Below are 21909 nucleotides of genomic sequence, written 5' to 3'. Positions count from 1 at the left end.
GAGGAGGCGATTTTGCTTCCCGAACTCGCTGCAGCATAATCAGAGAACTGACCTGCACGGTGTCGAGAAACTCCACCACTCAGCGGGACGTAACCCTTACGTTGGGGTTGGACGCGCTGCAGCCTCGCTGGCGCATCTTCAGTCGAAGCGGCCGACTCCGCCTTATTTTCGCCCGTTTTGTTCCCCGGGTTAGGGAGGGCCGGGAGTCCTTTGGCAGCACGGCGTGCTTCGAGAGCCTTGGCTGCGGGGGATCCAGGGGCCGGCATGCGGCGGATCACGAAGAACTGCTGCGCCATGGTCCAGAGATTGGTGGTGGTCCAGTAGATGAGAACGCCAATGGGGAAGTTGATACCACCGATGCCGAAGACGACGGGCAGGGTATAAAGCATCATCTTTTGCTGGCGCATAAATGGGCTGGCCATGGCTTCTTCCGACATGTTTCTTGCCATGATCTGTTTCTGCGTGATGAATTGCGAGCCCGTCATCGCCAGGATCATTACGATGGTCAGGACCGTGACCGCAACGTTCTCAAAGCCGCCGTGCAGCAGCGCCGCCGATAATGGAGCGCCGAAAATTGTAGACTCTTCGAACTGCTGGACCTGTTCGTGGCTCATCGCCCCGATTCCCTTGCCCTCTTGGGAAGCGGTAGCGACACCGGCGAGCATAGTAAAGAGGGCGAAGAAGAACGGCATTTGAATCAGCATCGGCAAGCACGCCGAGAATGGGTTAGTGCCGTGCTTCTTGTACATGGCCATTTGTTCCTGTGCCCTGGCCTGGCGGGACAACTGGTCGGTCTTGCCCTTGTACTTGTCCTGCAGTTTCTTCAGGTCAGGTTGCAGCAGTTGCATGTTGCGCTGCGCTTTGATTTGTTTCACGAAGATGGGAATGAGCGCCGCTCTGATCACTAGCACGAGGCCAATGATGGACAGAGTCCAAGTCCAGCCCGAAGCCGCAGGGAGGCCGATGAAGCTTAGCCCTTCATGGAAGCCCACCAGGATGATCGATACAAACCACTTGAAGGGAAACAGGATTGTTTCGAGGAATTCCATGCAGTATCCCTACTCGTCGGGCCGCAGCGCGGCCTTCTTCATTAGACCAGGCAGCCAGCTGCGGATCTGGTTTTCCAGTTATCCGCGATGACCGACAGGAGGTTTCATACCGGGAGCCTAACTCAAACTGGAATCAGCACTTCGGAATGCTCCAAGCGCTTTCGCTCTAATCCAGGCTGACCGGGCAGACGATTGGGACGAGGAACCGGAGGAGAGCACCACGGGTCTGCGGTTTCAGGCTCTCAGGACAAAATCCGACGGAAAATATGGACACCGCGACCGTCCTATTCACAAAGGATGACTAACCATGGGAGCCCCGGCGTCTCGGGCACACCAATCGCAATCGGGAGACTTTAGGAACTAGCCGTCGAGCCTTTTCCAAGCCTGAGCCAAGACCACGGAGGGGCCGAGTGCAGTGCCCCCTGCCCCTCCGTGGTTAGACCCGAAGGACTCCTGCAGTTATCCATCCGGCCTAGAGTGCCCGCGTGGCTGGGACACTGGTTTGTCCCCGTTACGGCAAACTACCAGCCGGAGCCTGCGCGGCAATCGCAACTGGCTTCGGTGTACCAAATGACTCGTTCGGTTTCATTATTTTCGGCCATCCTGCCTAAAGATGCCCCTGATTCGCAGCTTCCCTCCTTCACCGCGCCACTGGACCCGGACGTAAAGGAAGAACCGTAGCACATCCTGGGCACCGGAACGTCAGCGTTGCACGGGGTCGCCGGCTCCAAGCAGTCGCGCGATCGCGGCACGGTCGGCGGCTGCTTCCCAGTCGCCAGGCGCAGTGCAGGCGACCGCGCCGCAGGCAGCGGCAGTGCGGAGACGCTCAGCTAGCGAGGCGCCAGCGAGGAGCTCGGCCAGATAGCCAGCGACGAACGCGTCCCCGGCGCCGACTGTGTCAACAGCGTGCACGGGGAATGCCGACTGTTCCGCGGCGCGGCCATCGGCAAGCGCATACGCGCCCTCAGCTCCGAGCTTTACGATCGCCTGCGTTGGGCCCAGTTCGATAATCGCCGCGGCCTGCGCGGCCGGCTCGCGCTCACCGGTGAGTAGTTCCGCCTCATCATCGCCGGCGAAGACGACATCGGCGCGGGCCGCGATCTCACGGTACGCGAAGGCTGCCGTTGCGTGGCTCCACAGCCGCGAGCGGTGATTCACGTCGAACGAGACGATTGTACCGCCGTCGATCGCGGCGTCAATCGCGGCGTCCAGCGCAGCGCGCGGGCCAGCACCAAGCGCGGCCGTGATGCCGGTGATGTGCAGGATACGAGCCTCCCGAATGCGGGCGACGTCGATGTGCTCCGGGGTGAGCCGGGAGCCTGCGCTGCCTGCACGGTAGTACGAGACGGCGCTGGAGCCCGCCGCCGGACGCTCCTTCAACATGAGGGCGGTGGGCGCCGTCGGATCGAGGGTCGTCGCCGCGCTGACGCCCTCGGCCCGAAGCTGTCGCTCGATGAGGCGGCCGAGCGCGTCGTCACCGACGCGACCCATCCAGGTCACGGGCACGCCTAGGCGCGCCAGGCCAATCGCGACGTTGCTCTCGGCACCGCCGAAGCCTAGATCCATCGTCGGCACGAGCTCAAGCCTGCCGATGCGGGAGGCGACAAGCAGTCCCAGCGACTCACCAAGCGCGACGACGCTCATCGCCCGGCCCTCAGGGTTGCCTTGGCTCGAACCGCGACCGCCTCCCGCGCTGCCTCGGCGACTGCCTCGGCGCCTGCCGCGACACGCGCGGGCCCAGCGATCCACGAGCCACTTGCCGCGAAAACGGCCGGATGCGCCAGATACTCGCCGAGATTCGCGGTGTTCACTCCTCCGCTGGGCATGAAGCGCACTCCTGGAAAGACCGGTGCCAGCGCGTTGACGAGCACAAGCCCGCCCACGGCGCCCGCGGGGAAAAGCTTGAGCCGTTCAAGTCCGAGGCTAATGCCGCGTTGTATGTCACTTGGCGTCATCACCCCGGGCAGCACCGGCACACCCGCGGTGAGCGCGGCTTCGACGACTTCCTCATCAAGACCCGGCGCGACGACAAATGCTGCGCCGACGTCGAGTGCACGGCGCAATTGCTCGCGATTGAGGACGGTGCCGGCGCCGACAAGCACGTCGCCTCGCGCGGCGATGCGCTCGATCGCCGCCATCCCGTAAGGGTTGCGCAGCGCGACCTCGAGTACCGGCAGGCCGCCGGCGACGAGGCCGTCGGCGATCACATCGGCGGCCGCGTCGTCGTCGACAGTTGCGAGCGGGACAACGCCGCTTAGCTCGAGCATCATCGTGCCATCCATCCGCCGTCGACCGGCAGCGTGACGCCGGTGACGTAGGCGGCCGACGGGCTGGCGAGGAAGACTGTCGCGCCCTGCAGATCCTCGGCACTGCCCCAGCGTCCGGCTGGGATGCGATCGAGGATAGCCTGCGAGCGATCCTCATCGGCGCGCAGTGCCGCGGTGTTGTCGGTGGCGATGTAGCCCGGTGCGATCGCATTCACCGTGACGCCCCGCGCGGACCATTCATTGCTGAGCGCCTTCACGAGACCGGCAATGCCCGACTTCGCCGCGGTGTACCCCGGCACGGTGATGCCGCCTTGGAAGCTCAACAGGCTCGCGGTGAAGACGATGCGACCGTAGCCGCGCTCGAGCATTCCGGCCGCAACTGCCTGCGTGAGTACGAACTGGTTGCGCAGGTTTACGTCGAGCACCTCGTCCCACCATTCGAGCGGATGTTCGGCAGCGGGCGATCGGCGGATGGTGCCGGCGTTGTTCACCAGGATGTCCGCGCGATCCCGCACGGCCGCTCCGAAGGCGGCGACGGCATCGCGGTCCCGGAAGTCGACGGCATGTCCCTCGAAAGTGCGTCCGAGTTCGCGTACTCGCGCACCGATTGCACCGCCGTCGGCCTCTTGGCTTGCGGATGCTGCGATGATGTCGGCGCCGGCCATTGCGAGCCCCTCAGCCATCGCGAAGCCGATGCCGCGGCGGGCGCCGGTGACGACGGCGGTCGTCCCGGTGAGATCGAATGAGACACTCATGCCCGTACCCCCTGCACGTCGACGAGGATTTTCATTGCGGACGCCGCGAGCAGTGCCTCGAACGCTTCAGAGGCGTCGTCGAGTGGCACGACGCGCGTGATGAGCGCGTCGGCTGGAACGGCTCCGGAGGCGAGCAGTTCGATGGCGCGCTCGAAGTCCTCGCGCTCGTAGACGCGGGCGCCAAGCACCTCGAGTTCGCGCCAGAAGATGCGGTGGAGATCCACGGGCACCGGCTCGGGGTGGATCGCGACGAATACCACGCGACCGCGGGTACGAGCGTGCCGCGTGGCATCGAGCGCCGTGCCGCGGGTGCCCGCGACCTCAAAAACGACGTCGGCTCCGGCACCGCTGGTGCGCTCTTCGACGACGGCTGCGAGGTCGCCCTCGATAGGATCGACGACGATGGCGCCCTGTTGTGCAGCGAACGCGCGGCGGACGGCGTCCGGCTCAGCCAGGACCACCTCCGCACCCTCGGCGCGAGCGACGACGGCGATGAGCTGGCCGATGGGCCCGCCACCGATTACGACGGCGGTCTCGCCCGCCACGAGCCGCGAGCGCCGCACGTCGTGCACCGCTACTGCGAGCGGCTCGACGAGCGCGGCGTGCTCAAGGGAGATACCCTCGGGCAACGGAACCACGAGGGATGCGGGCACCGTCCACTGCTCCTGCAGCGCGCCGGGGGAGTCGATGCCGACGAAGTCAAGACGCTGGCAGATGTGCTGGTGGCCGGCGCGGCAGGAGGCGCATTCCCCGCACCAACGCAGCGGCATCACAGTGACGGGCTGTCCCGGCGTCAGCGATTCCACGTCCGAGCCGATCGCGCTGATGATGCCGCTCATCTCGTGGCCGATCACTGCCGGCATGGCCACTCGAGTATCCATGTGGCCTTGCACGATGTGCAGGTCGGTGCCGCAGATTCCGTTGTATGCCACGCGGATGGCGACCTCCCCGGCTGCAGGCGGTTTGCCTTCAACGTTGCCCACCTCGATCCTTTGATCGCCGATGTATCTAGCTGCTCGCAATGCCATCTCTCCTTCTTCGGTCCGGTGTACGTCTGATGGAACCATGTTCCACCATAAGTTCCGTGTGGCGCAACCGAGTTCTATCTGGTTATAGTAGTCTTCGATTGCGCCGGTGGTGCAAGTCACACATCGTTCACGATTACTCGACGAGGAGAAATTCATGCAGGGAAAAAGGATTCTGGGCGTACTCAGCGCAGCCGTAATCACCACAATGGCACTTGCCTCGTGCTCCGCTTCCGCGGAAGACGGCAGCGGTGGGACTGTCCTCCGCGTTGCATTCAACCAGGACATCAACCACCCGCAGGCTCAGGCGCTGCTGCAGCTCTCGGAGGAGCTCGAGGCCCAGACTGACGGTCGCTATGCGCTGGAGCTCTACGCCGATGAGACGCTAGGCGACCAGGCCGCCACGATTGAACAGGTGCAGTCGGGCACAATCGACTTCGCCGTCGTCGCCGGCAGTTTGCTTGAGAACTTCGAATCGGACTTCTCGGTCGTGAACCTGCCCTATCTGTACGAGTCGCCCGAGCACCAAATGAGCGTGCTCAACGACCGTGAGGTTGCAGGCGAGCTGTACGACACGCTGCTGGATGACAACATCCAGGTGCTCTCCGCGTATCACGGTGGCGTACGCAATGTGTACTCGAGCGTTGGCCCCGTTGAGACACCCGCCGACCTCTCGGGTCAGAAGATCCGGGTTATCGGTTCGGATACGAACGTACGCATGATGGAACTCATGGGCGGCGTTGGTTCGCCAATGGCGCAGGGCGAGGTTTACACCGCAATCCAGTCAGGCGTGCTCGACGGCGCAGAGAACAACGAGCTTATCTACTCGGCGCTTTCGCATGATGAGATTGCCCCCTACTACTCGCGAACTGAGCATCTGATGATGCCCGACTACCTGGTCACGAGCCCGAACGTCTGGGATGGCATCTCCGAGGAAGACCGCGCGATCTTCGAGGAGCTGCTCACGACGTCGGTCGACACCGAGCTCGAGCTGTTCGGTGCCGCCGCCGAGGAAGCAGCCGCCGCGGCTGAGGAGGCCGGTGCGGAGTTCAGCGAGGTCGACACCGAGCTGTTCCGCGAGGCGACGCGCCCGCTGCATGAGGAGCTTGTCACGTCCGAGGTCGCACAGACGGTTTACGACGCCATCGAGGCGGCGCGCAGCTAATGGCACCAGGGAAACTCAAGAAGACCGCACGGGCGTGGCTCGATGGCACACTCCGGACAACCTGCGTCGCCCTCTTTGCGCTGCTGGTGCTGCTCGTGGCCTGGCAAGTCTTCACCCGCCTGGTGCTCGGGCAGCCAAGCGCATGGTCCGAGGAAGCGGCGCGACACACGTTCGTGTGGGTGAGCCTGATCGGAATCGCCATCGCCGTCGGCGAGAAGGCTGACGTCATCATGGATTTCCTGGTCGCACGACTGTCTGTGCCGTTTCAGCGAATCGCCGACATTATCGCCTACCTCACAACGCTCGCGTTCGTGCTGTACGTGATGGTCTTTGGCGGTATCCAGCAGTCCATGCTCGCATGGGGGCAGCAGAATCCGCTGCTGCCACTCACGCAGGGCCAGCTCTATCTCGCCCTGCCTATCTCCGGCGTGCTGCTGACCATTTACCTGACCATCCACATCGTCGAAACCTTCTCAAGCCGTTATGCCGGCCACGTGGATCACGACGAGGACCTTGAGGCGGCATCGCTGTGATTGAGCCCGGTACCATCAGCGTCATCCTTATCGGCGGCCTAGCTTTGCTGCTCGCGATTGGAGCCCCTGTCTCCATCGCGCTCGGACTGCCGTCGGCGCTGTGCATGCTGCTGATCGTGGACGTCGAGCGAGGCGCCATCACCTCCGCACAACAAATGATCGGCGGTGCTGACTCGTTCGCGCTGCTCGCCATCCCGTTCTTCATCCTAGCCGGCGTCATCATGAACAACGGCGGTATTGCCGAGCGGCTCATCAATCTCGCACGGGTGCTCGTGGGCCGCACGCCGGCGCCGCTCGTGCAGACAAACGTCATCGCAAACGCAATCTTCGGCTCCGTGTCCGGTTCCGCCGTCGCCAGTGCCGCCGCCATCGGCTCCACCATGTCTCCAATGCAGCGGAAGGCAGGCTATGACCGCGCCTTCAGCGCGGCGGCGAATATCGCCTCGGCCCCGGCCGGCATGCTGATCCCTCCCAGCAACACGCTTATTGTCTACTCACTCGCTGCTGGCGGCACGTCGCTGGGCGCGCTGTTCGTCGCGGGCTACATCCCCGGCATCCTGTGGGCGCTCGCGTGCGCGGCCGTCGGGTTTGTCTACGCTCGTCGGCACCCCGAGCTGCGGGGCGAGCCATGGCCCAAATTCCCGGTCTTCCTGGTTACGTTCGGGCGCGCTGTTCCGTCGCTCGGCCTGATCGTGGTGGCGATCGGAGGTATCGTCGCTGGCTTCTTCACCCCGACCGAGGGCTCGGCCGTGGCCGTGATCTACTCGCTGCTGCTCTCGTTCTTCTACCGCACCATCTCGGTCAAGGACCTGCCGCGAGTCCTGTTCGACGCCTGCCGCACCAGCGCGATCGTCATCTTCCTGATTGCGGTGTCGACGATCATGTCCTATGTCATGACCTACGCACGGCTGCCGCAGCTGATCGCCGAGTCACTGTTCGGGTGGACCGACTCGAAGGTCGTCGTGCTGCTGATCATGATGCTCGTGCTGCTGTTGATCGGCATCCCGCTGGACCCGACGCCGGCGATCCTTATTTTCACTCCGATCTTCCTGCCGATTGCGGTCTCCTACGGCATCGACCCGGTGCACTTCGGAATCGTGATGGTCTTCAATCTCTCGATCGCGGTGATCTCGCCGCCGTCGGCACCCGTGCTGTTCGTCGGTACTCAGGTGGCGAAGGTCAAGCTTGAGCCGGTTATCGCCAAACTGATGCCGTTCCTTGTTGTGCTCATCGCGCTGCTGTTCGTCATCGTCTTCGTCCCCCAGCTTTCCCTGTGGCTCCCTGGCCTCATGGGCCTGCTCTGACTCTCCCATTGGAAGGAAATACATGACCGCCGTTTACAGCCCTACTTCTCCCGAGCAGATTCCCGGATCCACCCAGCAGCAGCTGCGTGATCGCTATCTCGTCGAGGACCTCTTCATCCCCGGCAGTGTGCGCACCGTCGTCACCCACTACGATCGCGTGGTCGCGGTCGGCGCTATGCCGACTGACGCACCGCTCGCGCTCGAGGCCATGCCGGAGATTCGTAGTGAGCAGTTCCTCGATCACCGCGAGATTGGCATCGTCAACATTGGAGGGGCGGGTGCTGTCCATGCCGATGGTGAACGCCATGTGATGGCCACCGGTGCGTGCCTGTACTTGGGCCGAGGTGTGAAGGACGTTTCCTTCGAGTCCGACGACGCCGCGACGCCTGCCCGTTTCTATGGCTTCTCCGCGCCCGCGCACGCAACCTACCCGACGGCGCTCGTCGAACCCGGCCAGGGCACCGTCCGAGAGCTCGGCGATCCGCTGACCTCGAACCGCCGGACCATCAACCAGTACATTCACGAGAACGGCGTGCGCAGCTGTCAGGTGGTCATGGGGGTCACGCAGCTGCACCCCGGCAGCATGTGGAATACGATGCCGGCGCATACTCATGACCGCCGTACCGAGTTCTACGTCTACTTCGATGTACCCGAGGAGGCCCGCGTCGTTCACCTCATGGGCGAACCGTCCGAGACCCGGCACATGCTGGTCGGTGACGGGGGACTGGTGCTTTCGCCGTCGTGGTCAATCCATTCGGGTGTTGGAACGTCGAACTACTCGTTCGTGTGGGCGATGGCCGGCGAGAACCAGGCCTTCGACGACATGGATGGCGTCGCGATTGTCGACATGAGATGATGCGGATCATGACCGGGGAACCCAAGGAGCTTGACACGAGCCCGGCGCCATCTATGGGCGCGAGTGAGAAGACGTTGCGGGTGCTCGAGGCTGCGATTCTCTACGACCGCTTCACGGACATCGTCGAAGAGACCGGGCTGCCCAAGGCCACTGTGCACCGTATTCTCGCGACGCTGGCTGAGTTGAAGTTCATCACCGGCGATAGCGATCGCGGTTATCACCCCGGCTCCCGTCTCCTAGGCATTGCAGGCAGAGCCATCTCCCGGCTCGACATCTCCTTCATCGCGGAGCCGATCGTCGAGAAGCTCGTACGCGAAGTCGACTGCACGGTTCACGTCGGCGTCGTGAACGGTTTCGAGATGGTGTACGTCATCCGTAAGGACTCGTCGAAGCCCTATCGGATGGCTTCGCGCGTGGGATTGCCGATGCCGATGCACTGCTCGGGCATGGGAAAGGTTGTGCTCTCGAGCTGGACGTCTGAGCAGGTGGCCCAGTTGGTAGCCGAGGTCGGTCTGCCGCCCCGCACCGACAAGACCATCACCGATCGCGAGCAGTTGCATACAGAGCTCGCGAACGTGCGTCAACGCGGTTACGCGCTCGATCTCGGCGAGAATGAGCGCGGCACGGTGTGCGTCTCAGCTCCCATTCGGGATCACCTCGGACGAGTGAAGTATGGCCTGTCGATCTCATCGCTTGAGCTTGAGTACCCCGGCTCCACAATCGAGCAGTTTGCACCGCAGGCAGTCGCCGCCGCGGACGCGATCTCCCGGGCGCTTGGTTCCTCGGTCGACCGCGCGAGCGCCTAGTGCCTTAGGTTCGCTACACAGGAGTGGGTCCGCCGCAGTTTCGGCTGCTGAGGCCTTGACCAAAAGGTCTACGCGATTGGCAGGGGCCGGTCAGCGGCTAAATGATGCCCGTTGACCGGCCCAGATTGCGCTCGCGTTACCGCCTTAGACCGCTCCGCTTGCAACAGGAACGGACCGTAGAATTTTCCGACTGACCTCCGCGTTGTGGCCGTTGGTCACTGGAGGGAGGGGTGCCTTTCCGCGATCCAGACAGTGAAGCGGCGGGAAGCCCAGGCAGGTCTTCCTGCCACTTCGCCGTTGTGCAGCCTGAGCCGCACGATGCGTTCTAGCGGGCCGAGGTGCGGACCAGCTTCTTGTTCACGAACTCGTCCATGCCGTACTTGCCCAGTTCGCGGCCGATACCGGAGCGCTTGACGCCGCCGAACGGCAGTTCAGCCGCCGTTCCGCCCGGCTCGTTGATGTAGACCATGCCGGCCTCGATTTGATCGGCGATGCGCTGCGCTTTCTCGCCGTCGTTGGTATGAATCGAGGCGCCGAGACCGAACGGCGTATCGTTGGCCAGCCGGATGGCTTCGTCTTCGGAGGACGCCTTGAAGACCATGGCGACGGGGCCGAAGAGCTCCTCGCGGAAGGCTGCCATGTCCGGGGTGACATCGGTCAGCACGGTCGGCTGGAAAAATGCAGAATCATGGCTGACCTTGCCGCCGCCGGTCCGGACCACGGCGCCTTCAGCGACCGCGGAGTCTACCTGCTTGGCGAGGTTGTCAGCCGCGGCCTGCGAGGACAGCGGGCCCAGGTAGGTCTTGGGATCGGTCGGGTCACCGGGGGCGATGGCGGAGAGGGCGGTGGTGAACTTCTCCACGAATTCGTCGTAGATGTCCTCCATCACGACGAAGCGCTTGGAGGCGTTGCAGGCCTGGCCTCCGTTCGTCATGCGGCCGAAGACGGCGGTCTTGACCGACTTGTCCAGGTCCTTGGTGTCCAGCAGCAGGAACGGGTCCGAGCCGCCGAGCTCGAGCACGACCTTCTTCAGGTTGCGGCCAGCGATTTCGGCCACGGCAGCACCGGCACGCTCGGAACCGGTCAGGGACACGCCCTGCACACGCGGGTCGGCGATGATGTCGGCGACCTGCTCGTTGGTGGCGAAGATATTGACGTAGGAACCCTCGGGCGCGCCGGCATCCTTGAAGATCTGTTCCATGGCCAGGGCAGACTCCGGGCATTGCGGGGCGTGCTTGAGCAGGATGGTGTTGCCGTTCATCAGGTTCGGCGCGGCGAACCGGGCCACCTGGTAGTAAGGGTAGTTCCAGGGCATGATGCCCAGGATGACGCCGAGGCCTTCCCGGCGGACTATAGCCTTGCCGCCGGCAGCGACGTCGAGCTCTTCGTCTTCCAGGAACTTGGGGCCGTTCTCGGCGTAGTAGCGGTAGATAGATGCGACGATGTCGACCTCGAAGCCAGCCTGGCGCACGGGCTTCCCCATTTCGCGGGTGATGATGGCAGCCAACTCGTCGCGGCGCTCTTCATAGAGTTCGGCGACGCGGTTGAGCAGTTTCACGCGCTCCTCCAGCGGGCTCCGGGTCCACTTCCGGAAGGCGCTGTCCGTGCGCTCCAACGCTGTTTGGATTTCGACGTCGGTGGCCGTGGGGTATTCCTTGACGGTTTCACCGGTGGCCGGGTTCGTGACGGCATAAAGAGTCATGTGTTCTCCTGCTGGTTGGTGATGACGTGGAAGATGGCCGTGCGGCGGCGTCAACCGCCTGAATCTCCGAGTTTACGGATTTACCGCGGGCTTCGAAAGCTCGGGCGTGGCGGGCGCCACACAGATTCTCAAAGTTCGCCGTGGACCATTGCGCCGCCGACCACGGTGGCGGTGACTATTACGTCCTTGATGTTTTCCGGGGCAACCGCGTACAGGTCTTCGGAGAGGGCGACGAAATCAGCGAGCTTGCCGTGTGTCAGGGTGCCCTTGTCATGGTCTTCGTGGACGGCATAGGCGCTGCCCACGGTGTAGGCGTGGACCGCCTGTGCCACCGTGATTCGCTCGGCGGGAACGAAGTCCGCGCCGGAAGCCGTCTTGCGGTTGACCATGTCGTGGATGTTCAGGATCGGGTTCACCTCCACCACCGGGGCGTCCGTGCTCGCCGGAACCTCGAGGCCGGCATCAAGCAGACCCTTGATCCGATAGGTCAGCTTCACCCTTTCCGGCCCCATGGCCTGGGCGGCGCCGTCCCCCAGTTCGAAGACAAACCGGCCCTGCGGCACCGGGATCAGGCCCAACTCCTTGATCCGGCGGATCTGCGCGTCGCTGGCTACTGACACGTGCTCGATCCGGTGTCTGGCGTCCTCGCGGGGGAAGAGCCGCTGGGCTTCCTCGAAGATGTCCATCACCACATCCAGGGCCGCGTCGCCGATGGCGTGGGTAGCCACCTGCCAGCCTGCGCAGTGGGCACCGATGATGCGTTGCCGCAGCATCTCCTGCGGGAACTGCAGCAGCCCGCGGTTGCCGGTTTCAGTAGGGGAGTCGAGGGCATAGTCACGGCTCATGAAGGCGCTGCGGCCGATCAGCGAGCCGTCGGAGAGAATCTTCGTGGGCCCGATCCGCAGCCACTCGTCGCCCAGGCCGCTGCGGATGCCCAGATCCAGGCCCCACGGAGCCCCTGTTTCACCTGAGCCGTCCAGGGGATGCAGCGTGGTCAGGTAGGGCATTACCGTGGCGCGCACGCCCAGCTTCCCGGCATCGCGCGCGACCTGGTAACCGGCGATGTCGGTGGGGCTGTGGCCGATGTGTGCGGGAGCGCCCAGGCCCGGCTCGGTGATGCTGGTGACGCCGAGCGGCAGCACCGTGCGGCTGCCGGCTTCCACCATCGCGGCGACGTCGTCGACGGTCGGAATGGGAATGTGGTCCGTGACCAGCGAACGCGCCGTCTCCTGCAGCAGCCCGACGGCACGTCCGTCCGCATCGATCGGTACGGCACCGCCGTCGGGCGCTTTAGCACCACGGCGACCGCTGAAGCCGGCGGCTTCGAAAGCGGCAGTGTTGGCCACGCCCATATGGCGGGAGTTGTGGATCAGCCACACCGGGTGGCCGTTGCTGACGGCGTCGAGCTGCTCCGCAGTAGGGTGCAGGCCGTCCAGATAGTTTTGGTTGTAGCCGGCGCCCTGGACCCAGGCGCCCTCGGGAGCGTCGGCGCAGGCAGCACCAACGGCGGCGAGCAGGTCCTCCATCGTCGGGCAAACGGACGGCCGCAGGTCCACCTGCAATTCGGCCAGCCCCACCATGGACAGGTGGCAATGGGCATCATTGAAACCGGGAACGACGGCGGCACCGCCGAGGTCGTAAACCCTGCGGAAGTGCGGGGCTGGCAGCTCGTCGTCGAGGCTGATGATCCGGCCGGCATGGATCCCGAGCGCGCTGGCGCGGGGGCGGGACGGGTCCTGCGTGTGGATGATTCCGTTGATGAAGAGTGTGTCGAACAGCATGGGCCCTCCGATAGCTGAAAAGTGCTTTTTCGCCTGACTCCCGGTACCGCTACCAGTGTTGCATGCTGCGAACTACCTCCACAGTGAGGTGGATCGCCGGGAATGAGCCCGCATCCGTTTGTGGCTTTGGGAACTCCTAACGAACTCCCAAAAGATTTTGGAATTGGGAGTTGCCGTTGCTCGCCGCTTGGGAGCGGTTCGGTTGACACCGGATGGTGACGTGTTTCATACTCGTGGAAACGATTTCATGGAATCGATTCCACCAATTTGTGGTGGAGGCGCACAAGGGCCGTATTTTCCGTGAACTGACAAGCAAGGGAGCTGCTGGTGCGGGGTGTAACGATCCGCGATGTCGCGGCCCGTGCGGGTGTTTCCCCGGCCACGGCCTCCCGCGTCCTGTCCGGCAATCCGGCAACTTCCGCACTTTCGCGGGAACGCGTGGAGCAGGCTGTCGCCGAGCTCGGCTTTCGCCCGAACGCGCAGGCACGCTCGCTGCGCTCCACCCGCACCAGCACCATTGGACTGCTGATCTCCGACGTCCGGAACCCCTTCTTCGCCGACCTTGCCCATGCCGCGGAGCAGCAGGCGCTTGAACTTGGACTGATCACTCTGCTGGCCAACGCCAATGAAAGCGTTGAGCAGCAGAACCGCTACCTGGACGTACTGCTGGCGCAGCGGGTCGACGGGCTGATCCTGGTGCCACAGGGCGGGGACAACGCCAATGTGGAGATGCTGGCTTCGAGTGGTCTGCCGGCCGTATTCGTGGACCGGGTGATTGACGGTATCGATCTGCCCAGCGTGACGGCAGATAATTCCAGCGGCATGGGCGAGGCGGTGCAGCATCTAGCGGAGCTGGCCCACCGCAGGATCGGTTATATTTCCGGGCCGCGGTCCGCCTCCACCGGCAGGGAACGCTTCGCGGCGTTCCAGGCTGCGACCTTGGCATGCGGACTGGAGCAGGATCCGGAACTGGTGGTTTTCGGTGACTTCCAGGCGGGCAGCGGGGCGGCGGGTGCCCGGCAGCTCCTGGAACTCTCCAACGCGCCCACCGCCTTGATCGCCGCGGACGGCCTGATGACCATGGGGGCCGTCAGGATCTGCCAGGAACTGGGCATTCGCATCGGCGAGGACCTCTCCCTGGTCGGCTACGACGACATCGATGCCTTTGCCATCATGCGTCCGGCACTGACGCTGATCGCGCAGGACGCGGACGAAATGGGCCGCACGGCCGTCCGGCTGCTGCACCAAGTGATCGCCGGAGAGGAACCGGAGCCGGTTGTCCTGCCGACCCGCCTGATGGTGCGCAAATCAACCGGACCTGTAAAGACTGGAGTCAACCGATGAACGGACAGCCGATTCTGACGCTGGATAAAATCAGCAAATCCTTCGGGCCCGTGCAGGTCATCGACGAGGTGACCGTCAGCGTCCACCCGGGCAAGGTCCAGGTGCTGCTCGGCGAAAACGGTGCCGGCAAATCCACGCTGATCAAAATGATGGCCGGGGTCTACCAGCCCGACGGCGGACGGATCCTGCTCGACGGCGAGCCGGTCAAGTTCCGCGACACCAATGCATCGGAAGCGGCCGGCATCGCCACCATCCACCAGGAACTGAACCTCGTGCCGACCATGTCGGTCGCCGAGAATATCATGATGGGCCGTTTCCTCAAACGGTTCGGCATGGTGGACCGCCCGGCGCTGCGCAAGCAGGCCCGCGCGGCCCTGGACCTGATCGGCCTGGACATCGACCTGGACCAGCCCGTGGGGGAGCTGGGCATCGCCAGGCAGCAGTTGGTGGAGATCGCCAAGGCCCTCAGCCTTGATGCCCGCATGCTGATTCTGGACGAGCCGACGGCGGCCCTCACCCGGCGCGAGATCGCCGCCTTGTTCAGCGTGGTGCACGATCTGCGCGAGCGCGGCGTGGGCATGGTGTTCATCAGCCACCACCTCGATGAGATTGCCGAAGTGGGCGACTCCGTCTCGGTGCTGCGCGACGGCAAGTTTGTCGCCGAAGTCCCTGCGGACACCGCGGAACCGGAACTGGTCCGCCTTATGGTGGGCCGCGATATCAGCCAGCAGTTTCCGCGCCGCCGCGAATACACCGGTCCGTCCGAGCCGCTGCTGCACGTAGAGGGGCTGTCCATCAAGGGCCTGGTCAACAATATGAGCTTCACGGTCCACGCCGGCGAGGTGGTGGGCCTTGCTGGCCTGGTGGGCGCGGGACGGACGGAAGTAGTCCGCGCCGTCGCGGGCGTGGATCCGTATGACTCGGGCAGCGTCATCATCAGGGGGCGGAGAATCCCGCGGCACAACATCGGCGCCGGGATCAAGGCTGGACTGGGGCATGTGCCCGAAGACCGCAAGGTCCAGGGCCTGGTGCTGGACGCCTCCGTGAACGAGAACATTGGCTACGCCACCCTGGCCAGCACCGCCAAGGGCGGTCTGGTGGACTTCAAGGGCCAGCGGGACAAGGCACAGGATGTGGCAGGCAAGCTGCGCATCCGGATGAGCGGGCTTGACCAGACGGTGCGCTCGCTCTCGGGCGGCAACCAGCAGAAGGCCGTGTTCGGCCGCTGGATCGCGGCCGGAGCTAAGGTCCTCCTGCTCGACGAGCCCACCCGTGGCGTCGACGTCGGCGCCAAGGTGGAAATCTACGAGCTGATCAACTCGGTGACAGCCGCCGGCGGCGCAGTACTGATGGTCTCCAGCGAACTGCCGGAGGTGCTCGGCATGAGCGACAGGATCCTGGTGATGAGCGGCGGGCATCTCTCCGGCGAACTGGCAGCAGAAGACGCCACCCAGGACAAGGTCATGACACTGGCCGTCCGGGACGTGGTGCGGGACTTGGAAGACAAGAGTTAAGGGACTAAGAACATGACTACTGCTGTGAAGGCCGAGAAGCGCCAACACCTGGACATCAAGAAGTTCCTGGCGAACAATGGGGCGCTGGTCGGGCTGCTGGTGCTCTGCCTGGCGCTGTTTATTGCGACGCCGGACTTCCTCACCGCCGGGAACATGCTCAACATCGGCATCCAGGCCTCCACTATTGCCGTGCTGGCATTCGGCATGACGTTCGTGATCGTGGCGGCCGGGATCGACCTCTCGGTGGGATCGGTGGCGGCGCTGTCCGCGATGGTCTCCGCCTCGATGTTCACCACCGCCGGCCTGAACGGCTGGGTTGCGCTGCTGGGCGGGCTCCTGACCGGAGCGGCCTGCGGTGCGGCCAGCGGTATGGCCACGGCCTACGGCCGGCTGCCATCCTTCATCGCCACGCTGGCCATGCTCAGCGTGGCGCGCGGGCTGACGCTGGTGATTTCGGACGGCCGGCCCGTGCGGACCGCCGACCAGGTCTCGTTCCTGGGCAGCAACATCGGGCCGATTCCGATGCCCATTGTGGTGCTGGTGGTCGCCGGGCTGGTCGCCGCGTTCCTGCTCAACCGCACCGTGATCGGCCGCTACATGTACGCCGTCGGCGGCAACACCGAAGCCGCGCGGCTCTCCGGCATCCCGGTCCAGAAGGTGCTGGTCATTGTCTTCGCCCTTTCCGGACTGTTCGCCGGCCTGGCCGGCATGCTGCTCTCCGGCCGGCTGGACTCGGCCCAGCCGCAGGCAGCGGTGGGCTACGAACTGGACGCGATCGCCGCCGTCGTTATTGGCGGTGCCTCCCTGGCCGGCGGCGTCGGCCGGATCTCCGGCACGCTCGTGGGCGCCCTGGTCCTGGTGGTCATCCGCAACGGCCTGAACCTGCTCAACGTGTCCTCGTTCTGGCAGCAGGTGGTGATCGGCCTGGTCATCGCGCTGGCCGTGGGGATCGACGTCCTGCGCCGCAAGAACACCATCCACTGACACTCGAACCAACCGAACAATCACTAGAGAAGGATCCAAAACAATGAAGTTCACGTCTTTCAAGCGCAGCACCGCCGTGCTGGCACTGGGCCTGACCGTGGCGCTGGGAGCCACCGGCTGCAACCGCGGCGAAGAGGGCGCCTCCGGTGAGAAGGTCACCCTGGCCGTCTCCACCCTCAACAACCCGTTCTTCGTCGACCTGCGCGACGGCGCCACCGAGGCCGCCGAGGCAGCAGGCATGACGCTGGAAGTGGTCGACGCGCAGAACGATTCGGCCACCCAGACCAACCAGTTGGCCACCGCCGCGACCAGCGGGGTGCAGGGCGTCATCATCAACCCGGTGGATTCGGACTCGGCGGCCGCCGCGGTCAACCCGCTGCTGGAAAACGACATCCCCGTCATCGCGGTGGACCGTGCGGTCAATGGCGCCGAGATCGCCTCCCTGGTCTCCAGCGACAACGTCGCCGGCGGGAAGCAGGCCGCGGACGAGCTGGCCAAGGCCATGGGCGAAAAGGGCAAGGTGATCGTGCTCCAGGGCGTGGCCGGAACCTCCGCCAGCCGCGACCGCGGCGCCGGTTTCGAAGAAGGCATCAAGGCCTACCCGGACATCGAGGTGGTGGCCAAGCAGACCGCCAACTTCGATCGTGCACAGGCACTGGACGTGGCCACCAACCTGCTCCAGGCCAACCCCGATGTGACCGGCATCTTCGCGGAGAATGACGAGATGGCCCTCGGCGCCATCCAGGCCCTGGGCGACAAGGCCGGCACAGAGGTCAGCGTGGTCGGCTTCGACGGTACCGAAGACGCCCTCGCCGCGATCCAAGCCGGCACCATGACCGCGACCATCGCCCAGCAGCCGTCCGAGCTGGGCAAGCGCTCGGTGGAACTGATGGCGCAGCTGCTGGCCGGCGAAACCGTCGAATCCAACGTGCCGGTCCCGGTGACCACCGTGAACGAGGAAAATGTGGAGGAATTCATCAAGTGAACGGCCTGACCGTCGTCGTGGGATCCATCAACGCGGATCTGCTGATCCGCCTTGACCGCCATCCGAATCCCGGCGAAACGCTGCTGGGCGAATCGATGGCAGTTCTGCCCGGCGGTAAGGGCGCCAACCAGGCCGTTGCCGCGGCCCAGCTGGGAGCGGCAACGGCGCTGGTAGGCGCTGTGGGCAATGACGCCTATGCGGACATTGCCCTCTCCGGCCTCCGCGCCGCCGGCGTCAACCTCACGGGCCTGGTGTATCCGGACGGCTCCACGGGCGTGGCCCTGGTAGAGGTGGACCGACACGGCGAAAACACCATTGTGGTGATCCCCGGTGCCAACGGGACCATGGGCAGGGCCGCCGTCGAAAGCCAGCGCGGGCTGATCGCCTCGGCGGAGATCGTGCTGCTGCAGGGGGAGATTCCGCGCGCCGGCATCGAGGCCGCGGCGGCCCTGGCCACCGGGCGGGTCATGCTGAACCTGGCCCCCGTGGTTGAGCTGGATCCGGCAGTGGTCCGTGCCGCCGATCCGCTGGTGGTCAACGAACACGAAGGCGAGCTCGCGCTGACCGGCCTGGGCGGGCAGCCCGCCGGCAACGGCCACGAGGACCTGGTCCGAGGGCTCCTCGCCGCCGGGGTGCGGTCCGTGGTCATGACCGTGGGTGCCGCGGGTGCCTTGGTCGGAGAAACAACGGACGACGGCGGCGCTTCCGTCACCGCTGTTCCGGCGCCGAAGGTTAGGGCTGTGGATACAACTGGTGCCGGCGACGCGTTCACCGGTGCCCTTGCCGCTGCCCTGTCCCGCGGCGAAGACCTTGTGGCGGCCGCCCGTTTCGCCGCGCGGGTCGGAGCCTTCGCAGTGCAGGCGTCCGGGGCGCAGCCTTCGTATCCGACGCTGGCCGATGAGCTGCCGGCCTTCAGCCACGGCACTGAAACCGAAGGAGCGGAGCAACGGTGAAGAAGACAGGCATCCTGAATCCGGCGCTCAATGCCGGGCTGTCCCGGCTGGGCCACGGGCATCTGGTAGTGATCGCGGACTGCGGGTTGCCCCTGCCGGCCGCCGGCCCCGTGGTTGACCTCGCGCTGGTGCGGGGGATTCCCCGGTTCACCGAGGTCCTGGACGCGGTGCTGGCCGAGCTCGAAGTCGAGGCGAGCACCGCGGCGGCCGAAACCGGCCCGGAGGTGCTGGGCTGGCTGGAGCAGCGCGGCCTGCAGCCCGGTCTCATCGACCACGAGGAGTTGAAGGCCCTGCTCCCGCAGGCCGCCCTGATCATCCGCACCGGCGAAGCCACGCCCTACGCCAACGTGGTGCTGCGCTGCGGCGTACCGTTCTAAGAGCAACGCATATTGAAACCAACGACGGCGGGTGAGCCGCCGCCGTAATGTCCGGGTTGGCTACGGCAATTGCCTAGGATGTTACGCGGATCCGCAGGATCGGCCGGGTAGTTGTTGGCCGCGCCACAGCCGTCGGATAGTGTCTGCAACATTATGGCGCTGGCAAACACTACGACTGATTCTTCCCGCCTGACCCACCGCTCCGCGATGTCGCTCTCGGCCGTGCTGGCCGGGCTGATCGCCGTGGCCGTGTCCTACGCCGGGCCCCTGCTGGTGGTGCTCGAAGCGGCAAAAAGCGCGGGGCTGACTCCCGAGCAGACCATCTCCTGGGTGTGGGCGGTGTCCATTGCCAGCGGACTGGTGTGTACGGTGCTGAGCCTGTTCACGCGCCAGCCGGTGATGGTGGCCTGGTCCGTTCCGGGGGCCGCGCTGCTGCTGACGGCGCTCGGCGACTACTCCTACTCCGATGCCGTCGGCGCTTATATTGTCGCGGGCATCCTGGGCACCGTCCTCGGCGTCACCGGGCTCTTCGGCAAGCTGCTGGCCGCAGTGCCGAAACCCATCCTCGCAGGCGTCCTGGCTGGCGTGCTGCTGCCCTTCGTGGTCAATGCGGCCTCGGCCGTGATCGCCTCCCCATTGGTGGCCGGCGGCCTGGTCCTTGCCTATCTGGCGGGCAAGCGCTTCCTGCCGCGGTATGCGGTTTTCGTGGCGCTGTTTGCCGGCGTCGTTCTTGCCATCTCCACCGGGGAGCTTGCCGCGCCGCAGCTGTCCCTCTCGCTGGCCGGGCCGTTGTGGACCATGCCCACGTTCAACGCGACGGCGATCATGGGCATTTCGATACCGCTGCTGATTGTCACGATGGCAGGCCAGAACGGGCCGGGGCTGGCGATGATGCACGCCAGCGGTTACGAGCCGAACGACAAGCTGCTGCTCGGCGCGTCCGGCGTGGCGTCTGTGCTGTTCGCCCCGTTCGGCTCCCATGCCATCAACCTCGCCGCCATCACGGCCGGTATTTGCGCCGGTCCCGAGGCCCACCCGGATCCGCGGCGCCGCTACATCGCCGGGGTTTTCTGCGGCTTGTTCTATCTGGTGTTCGGCACCTTCAGCACGGCCATCGTGGCGCTGTTCGCCGTGATCCCGGGGGAGATGCTCACCGCCTTGGCCGGGGTGGCCCTGATCGGTGCGCTGCAGGGGTCCTTCAAGGACACCGTGACGGCCGACCATGCCTCGCCGGCTGTCCTGGAAGCTGCGCTGATCACCCTGGTGGTGACGGCGTCGGGCGTTGCCCCGTGGGGCATCGTGTCGCCGTTCTGGGGCTGCCTGGCCGGAACGGTGTCCTACCTGGTTCTGCGTAGACGCGCCAAGGTTCAGGCCTGAGCACGCAACGATGCGGGCTCCGGAAGCTTCGGCCGCCGGGGCCTGTTGTCTTTTCCAATGCGGAAATAAGCCCGGTTTTCCGCGGGATTCCGGAGCGAAAAGATTCAGACAATTGGCGGCGGTTTTAGGACGCCAGGGGTCTTGCTGAACCCCCTAGCCGTGACTAGGCAAATGTCTGGTGCGACGCAGGTCACAGTACTGCGAGGGTGGGTTATCGGATTTAGGCCGGCAGCCAAGAGGCCCGCCGGGCAACGACGCCCAACGTTGAATGGAGTGACCATGACCGAAACCCTGGATAGCATCCGCACCCACCTTGAGGACGCCCTGATCGAGGATCACGAGAACGGGATCCACCGGGCGAAGCGGAGTATCTTCACGGATGAAGAGATCTTTGAGCTCGAGATGAAGCACATCTTCGAGGGCAACTGGGTGTACCTGGCGCACGAGAGCCAGATCCCCAACGTGGGCGATTACTTCACCACGTACATCGGCCGGACCCCGGTGGTCCTTTCCCGGTCCAAGGACGGCGAGCTGAACTGCCTGGTCAACGCCTGCAGCCACCGCGGCGCGATGCTGTGCCGGCGCAAGACGGATAACCGCAACAACTTCACCTGCCCGTTCCACGGCTGGACGTTCAACAACAAGGGCAAACTGCTCAAGGTCAAGGACTCCCGCGACGCCGGCTACCCCGAGCAGTTCAACAAGGACGGCTCGCATGACCTGACCAAGGTCGCCCGTTTCGAGTCCTACCGAGGCTTCCTCTTCGGCTCCCTGAAGGAAGACGTGAAGCCGCTCGAGGAGCATCTGGGCGATTCCACCAAGATCATGGACATGATCGTGGACCAGTCGCCGGAAGGGCTGGAGGTGCTGCGCGGCGCTTCGACCTACACCTATGACGGGAACTGGAAGGTCCAGGCCGAGAACGGTGCCGACGGGTACCATGTCTCCGCCACGCACTGGAACTACGCCGCGACGACTGCCCGCCGGACCGCGGGCGAGTCCAGCAACGAGACGAAGGCGATGGACGCGGGTACCTGGGAATGCGCTGAATAATTTTGGGGGGGTTTAAGGCGCGCCTGCTGGAATATTTTCCTGCCTCGTTAAGACTGGATTCATGCAAGGAGTTGAAGAG

At 64.8% G+C, this 21909-nt stretch carries 20 protein-coding genes; 13 read left to right on the top strand and 7 right to left on the bottom strand.

The window, feature by feature from the left end:
- The 5 genes from yidC to B0G38_RS22470 form a co-directional block, all read right to left on the bottom strand.
- A partial coding sequence (gene yidC / locus B0G38_RS22490) for a membrane protein insertase YidC (RefSeq protein ID WP_264671532.1) occupies positions 1-1049 on the bottom strand: 1049 nt, incomplete at its 3' end.
- 702 nt (positions 1050-1751) lie between these two features.
- Positions 1752-2693 (bottom strand): sugar kinase, encoded by a 942-nt coding sequence (locus B0G38_RS22485; RefSeq protein WP_264671531.1) that lies wholly within the window; start codon positions 2691-2693, stop codon positions 1752-1754.
- Positions 2690-3319, bottom strand: a complete 630-nt coding sequence (locus B0G38_RS22480) for a bifunctional 4-hydroxy-2-oxoglutarate aldolase/2-dehydro-3-deoxy-phosphogluconate aldolase (protein ID WP_264671530.1) — start codon at positions 3317-3319, stop codon at positions 2690-2692. Before B0G38_RS22480 ends, B0G38_RS22485 begins: the two co-directional genes overlap by 4 nt.
- Positions 3316-4071 carry an SDR family oxidoreductase gene (locus tag B0G38_RS22475; RefSeq protein WP_264671529.1) on the bottom strand — a complete coding sequence of 252 codons (756 nt, stop codon included), beginning with the start codon at positions 4069-4071 and terminating at the stop codon, positions 3316-3318. Before B0G38_RS22475 ends, B0G38_RS22480 begins: the two co-directional genes overlap by 4 nt.
- Entirely contained in the window at positions 4068-5099 is a 1032-nt protein-coding gene (locus tag B0G38_RS22470; protein WP_264671528.1) for a zinc-dependent alcohol dehydrogenase, read from the bottom strand. The genes B0G38_RS22475 and B0G38_RS22470 overlap by 4 nt, the downstream gene beginning before the upstream one ends.
- A gap of 154 nt (positions 5100-5253) precedes the next feature.
- On the opposite strand from B0G38_RS22470, the gene B0G38_RS22465 reads away from it, so the two are divergent.
- Genes B0G38_RS22465 through B0G38_RS22445 form a run of 5 tightly spaced genes read left to right on the top strand, consistent with a single transcriptional unit; the run spans position 5254 to position 9760 of the window.
- Entirely contained in the window at positions 5254-6261 is a 1008-nt protein-coding gene (locus tag B0G38_RS22465; protein WP_264671527.1) for a TRAP transporter substrate-binding protein, read from the top strand.
- Positions 6261-6794, top strand: coding sequence for a TRAP transporter small permease (locus B0G38_RS22460; RefSeq protein WP_264671526.1), 534 nt, complete (start codon positions 6261-6263; stop codon positions 6792-6794). Before B0G38_RS22465 ends, B0G38_RS22460 begins: the two co-directional genes overlap by 1 nt.
- On the top strand, positions 6791-8098 hold the full coding sequence (locus tag B0G38_RS22455) for a TRAP transporter large permease (RefSeq protein ID WP_319801283.1): 1308 nt from the start codon (positions 6791-6793) through the stop codon (positions 8096-8098). Before B0G38_RS22460 ends, B0G38_RS22455 begins: the two co-directional genes overlap by 4 nt.
- Positions 8099-8120: 22 nt before the next feature.
- Positions 8121-8954 (top strand): 5-dehydro-4-deoxy-D-glucuronate isomerase, encoded by an 834-nt coding sequence (kduI, locus tag B0G38_RS22450; protein ID WP_264671525.1) that lies wholly within the window; start codon positions 8121-8123, stop codon positions 8952-8954.
- A gap of 8 nt (positions 8955-8962) precedes the next feature.
- The gene (locus B0G38_RS22445) at positions 8963-9760 is read left to right on the top strand and encodes an IclR family transcriptional regulator (RefSeq protein ID WP_264671524.1); all 798 of its coding nucleotides are present in this window, start codon (positions 8963-8965) and stop codon (positions 9758-9760) included.
- Positions 9761-10085: 325 nt separating this feature from the next.
- Here B0G38_RS22445 and B0G38_RS22440 read toward each other — a convergent pair whose 3' ends face one another.
- Both B0G38_RS22440 and B0G38_RS22435 read right to left on the bottom strand, forming a co-directional pair.
- Positions 10086-11462 carry an NAD-dependent succinate-semialdehyde dehydrogenase gene (locus B0G38_RS22440; protein ID WP_264671523.1) on the bottom strand — a complete coding sequence of 459 codons (1377 nt, stop codon included), beginning with the start codon at positions 11460-11462 and terminating at the stop codon, positions 10086-10088.
- 128 nt (positions 11463-11590) lie between these two features.
- Positions 11591-13243, bottom strand: a complete 1653-nt coding sequence (locus B0G38_RS22435; protein WP_264671522.1) for an amidohydrolase — start codon at positions 13241-13243, stop codon at positions 11591-11593.
- A gap of 327 nt (positions 13244-13570) precedes the next feature.
- Here B0G38_RS22435 and B0G38_RS22430 point away from each other — a divergent pair, with 327 nt between their 5' ends.
- The 8 genes from B0G38_RS22430 to B0G38_RS22395 all read left to right on the top strand — a co-directional run bounded on the left by B0G38_RS22430 (position 13571) and on the right by B0G38_RS22395 (position 21830).
- Complete coding sequence (locus tag B0G38_RS22430) at positions 13571-14587, top strand: LacI family DNA-binding transcriptional regulator (protein WP_264671521.1); 1017 nt, start codon at positions 13571-13573, stop codon at positions 14585-14587.
- Positions 14584-16101, top strand: a complete 1518-nt coding sequence (locus B0G38_RS22425; RefSeq protein WP_264671520.1) for a sugar ABC transporter ATP-binding protein — start codon at positions 14584-14586, stop codon at positions 16099-16101. Before B0G38_RS22430 ends, B0G38_RS22425 begins: the two co-directional genes overlap by 4 nt.
- 12 nt (positions 16102-16113) lie before the next feature.
- Positions 16114-17085 carry an ABC transporter permease gene (locus B0G38_RS22420; RefSeq protein ID WP_264671519.1) on the top strand — a complete coding sequence of 324 codons (972 nt, stop codon included), beginning with the start codon at positions 16114-16116 and terminating at the stop codon, positions 17083-17085.
- 43 nt (positions 17086-17128) lie between these two features.
- Positions 17129-18070, top strand: a complete 942-nt coding sequence (locus tag B0G38_RS22415) for a substrate-binding domain-containing protein (protein ID WP_264671518.1) — start codon at positions 17129-17131, stop codon at positions 18068-18070.
- Positions 18067-19023, top strand: a complete 957-nt coding sequence (locus B0G38_RS22410) for a ribokinase (RefSeq protein WP_264671517.1) — start codon at positions 18067-18069, stop codon at positions 19021-19023. Before B0G38_RS22415 ends, B0G38_RS22410 begins: the two co-directional genes overlap by 4 nt.
- Complete coding sequence (rbsD, locus tag B0G38_RS22405; protein WP_264671516.1) at positions 19020-19400, top strand: D-ribose pyranase; 381 nt, start codon at positions 19020-19022, stop codon at positions 19398-19400. Before B0G38_RS22410 ends, rbsD begins: the two co-directional genes overlap by 4 nt.
- Before the next feature lie 153 nt (positions 19401-19553).
- A complete protein-coding gene (locus tag B0G38_RS22400; RefSeq protein WP_264671515.1) occupies positions 19554-20777 on the top strand; it encodes a benzoate/H(+) symporter BenE family transporter in 1224 nt (407 codons plus the stop codon).
- A 279-nt stretch (positions 20778-21056) separates the two neighbouring features.
- Complete coding sequence (locus B0G38_RS22395) at positions 21057-21830, top strand: Rieske 2Fe-2S domain-containing protein (RefSeq protein ID WP_319801282.1); 774 nt, start codon at positions 21057-21059, stop codon at positions 21828-21830.
- The last annotated feature ends 79 nt before the right edge of the window (positions 21831-21909 follow it).

Source organism: Crystallibacter permensis (assembly GCF_025960875.1).
In the GTDB taxonomy this organism is placed as follows: Bacteria; Actinomycetota; Actinomycetes; order Actinomycetales; family Micrococcaceae; genus Crystallibacter; species Crystallibacter permensis.
This window is presented reverse-complemented; position numbering and strand designations above follow the sequence as displayed.

What these genes read in the sequence shown, in the direction of transcription:
- B0G38_RS22415 (WP_264671518.1), top strand. Translation starts at nt 17,129, where the DNA reads ATGAAGTTCACGTCTTTCAAGCGCAGCACCGCCGTGCTGGCACTGGGC.
- B0G38_RS22435 (WP_264671522.1), bottom strand. Translation starts at nt 13,243, where the DNA reads ATGCTGTTCGACACACTCTTCATCAACGGAATCATCCACACGCAGGAC.
- B0G38_RS22425 (WP_264671520.1), top strand. Translation starts at nt 14,584, where the DNA reads ATGAACGGACAGCCGATTCTGACGCTGGATAAAATCAGCAAATCCTTC.
- B0G38_RS22485 (WP_264671531.1), bottom strand. Translation starts at nt 2,693, where the DNA reads ATGAGCGTCGTCGCGCTTGGTGAGTCGCTGGGACTGCTTGTCGCCTCC.
- B0G38_RS22395 (WP_319801282.1), top strand. Translation starts at nt 21,057, where the DNA reads ATGACCGAAACCCTGGATAGCATCCGCACCCACCTTGAGGACGCCCTG.
- B0G38_RS22460 (WP_264671526.1), top strand. Translation starts at nt 6,261, where the DNA reads ATGGCACCAGGGAAACTCAAGAAGACCGCACGGGCGTGGCTCGATGGC.
- B0G38_RS22440 (WP_264671523.1), bottom strand. Translation starts at nt 11,462, where the DNA reads ATGACTCTTTATGCCGTCACGAACCCGGCCACCGGTGAAACCGTCAAG.
- B0G38_RS22445 (WP_264671524.1), top strand. Translation starts at nt 8,963, where the DNA reads ATGACCGGGGAACCCAAGGAGCTTGACACGAGCCCGGCGCCATCTATG.
- B0G38_RS22400 (WP_264671515.1), top strand. Translation starts at nt 19,554, where the DNA reads ATGGCGCTGGCAAACACTACGACTGATTCTTCCCGCCTGACCCACCGC.
- kduI (WP_264671525.1), top strand. Translation starts at nt 8,121, where the DNA reads ATGACCGCCGTTTACAGCCCTACTTCTCCCGAGCAGATTCCCGGATCC.
- B0G38_RS22420 (WP_264671519.1), top strand. Translation starts at nt 16,114, where the DNA reads ATGACTACTGCTGTGAAGGCCGAGAAGCGCCAACACCTGGACATCAAG.
- B0G38_RS22470 (WP_264671528.1), bottom strand. Translation starts at nt 5,099, where the DNA reads ATGGCATTGCGAGCAGCTAGATACATCGGCGATCAAAGGATCGAGGTG.
- B0G38_RS22465 (WP_264671527.1), top strand. Translation starts at nt 5,254, where the DNA reads ATGCAGGGAAAAAGGATTCTGGGCGTACTCAGCGCAGCCGTAATCACC.
- B0G38_RS22475 (WP_264671529.1), bottom strand. Translation starts at nt 4,071, where the DNA reads ATGAGTGTCTCATTCGATCTCACCGGGACGACCGCCGTCGTCACCGGC.
- B0G38_RS22480 (WP_264671530.1), bottom strand. Translation starts at nt 3,319, where the DNA reads ATGATGCTCGAGCTAAGCGGCGTTGTCCCGCTCGCAACTGTCGACGAC.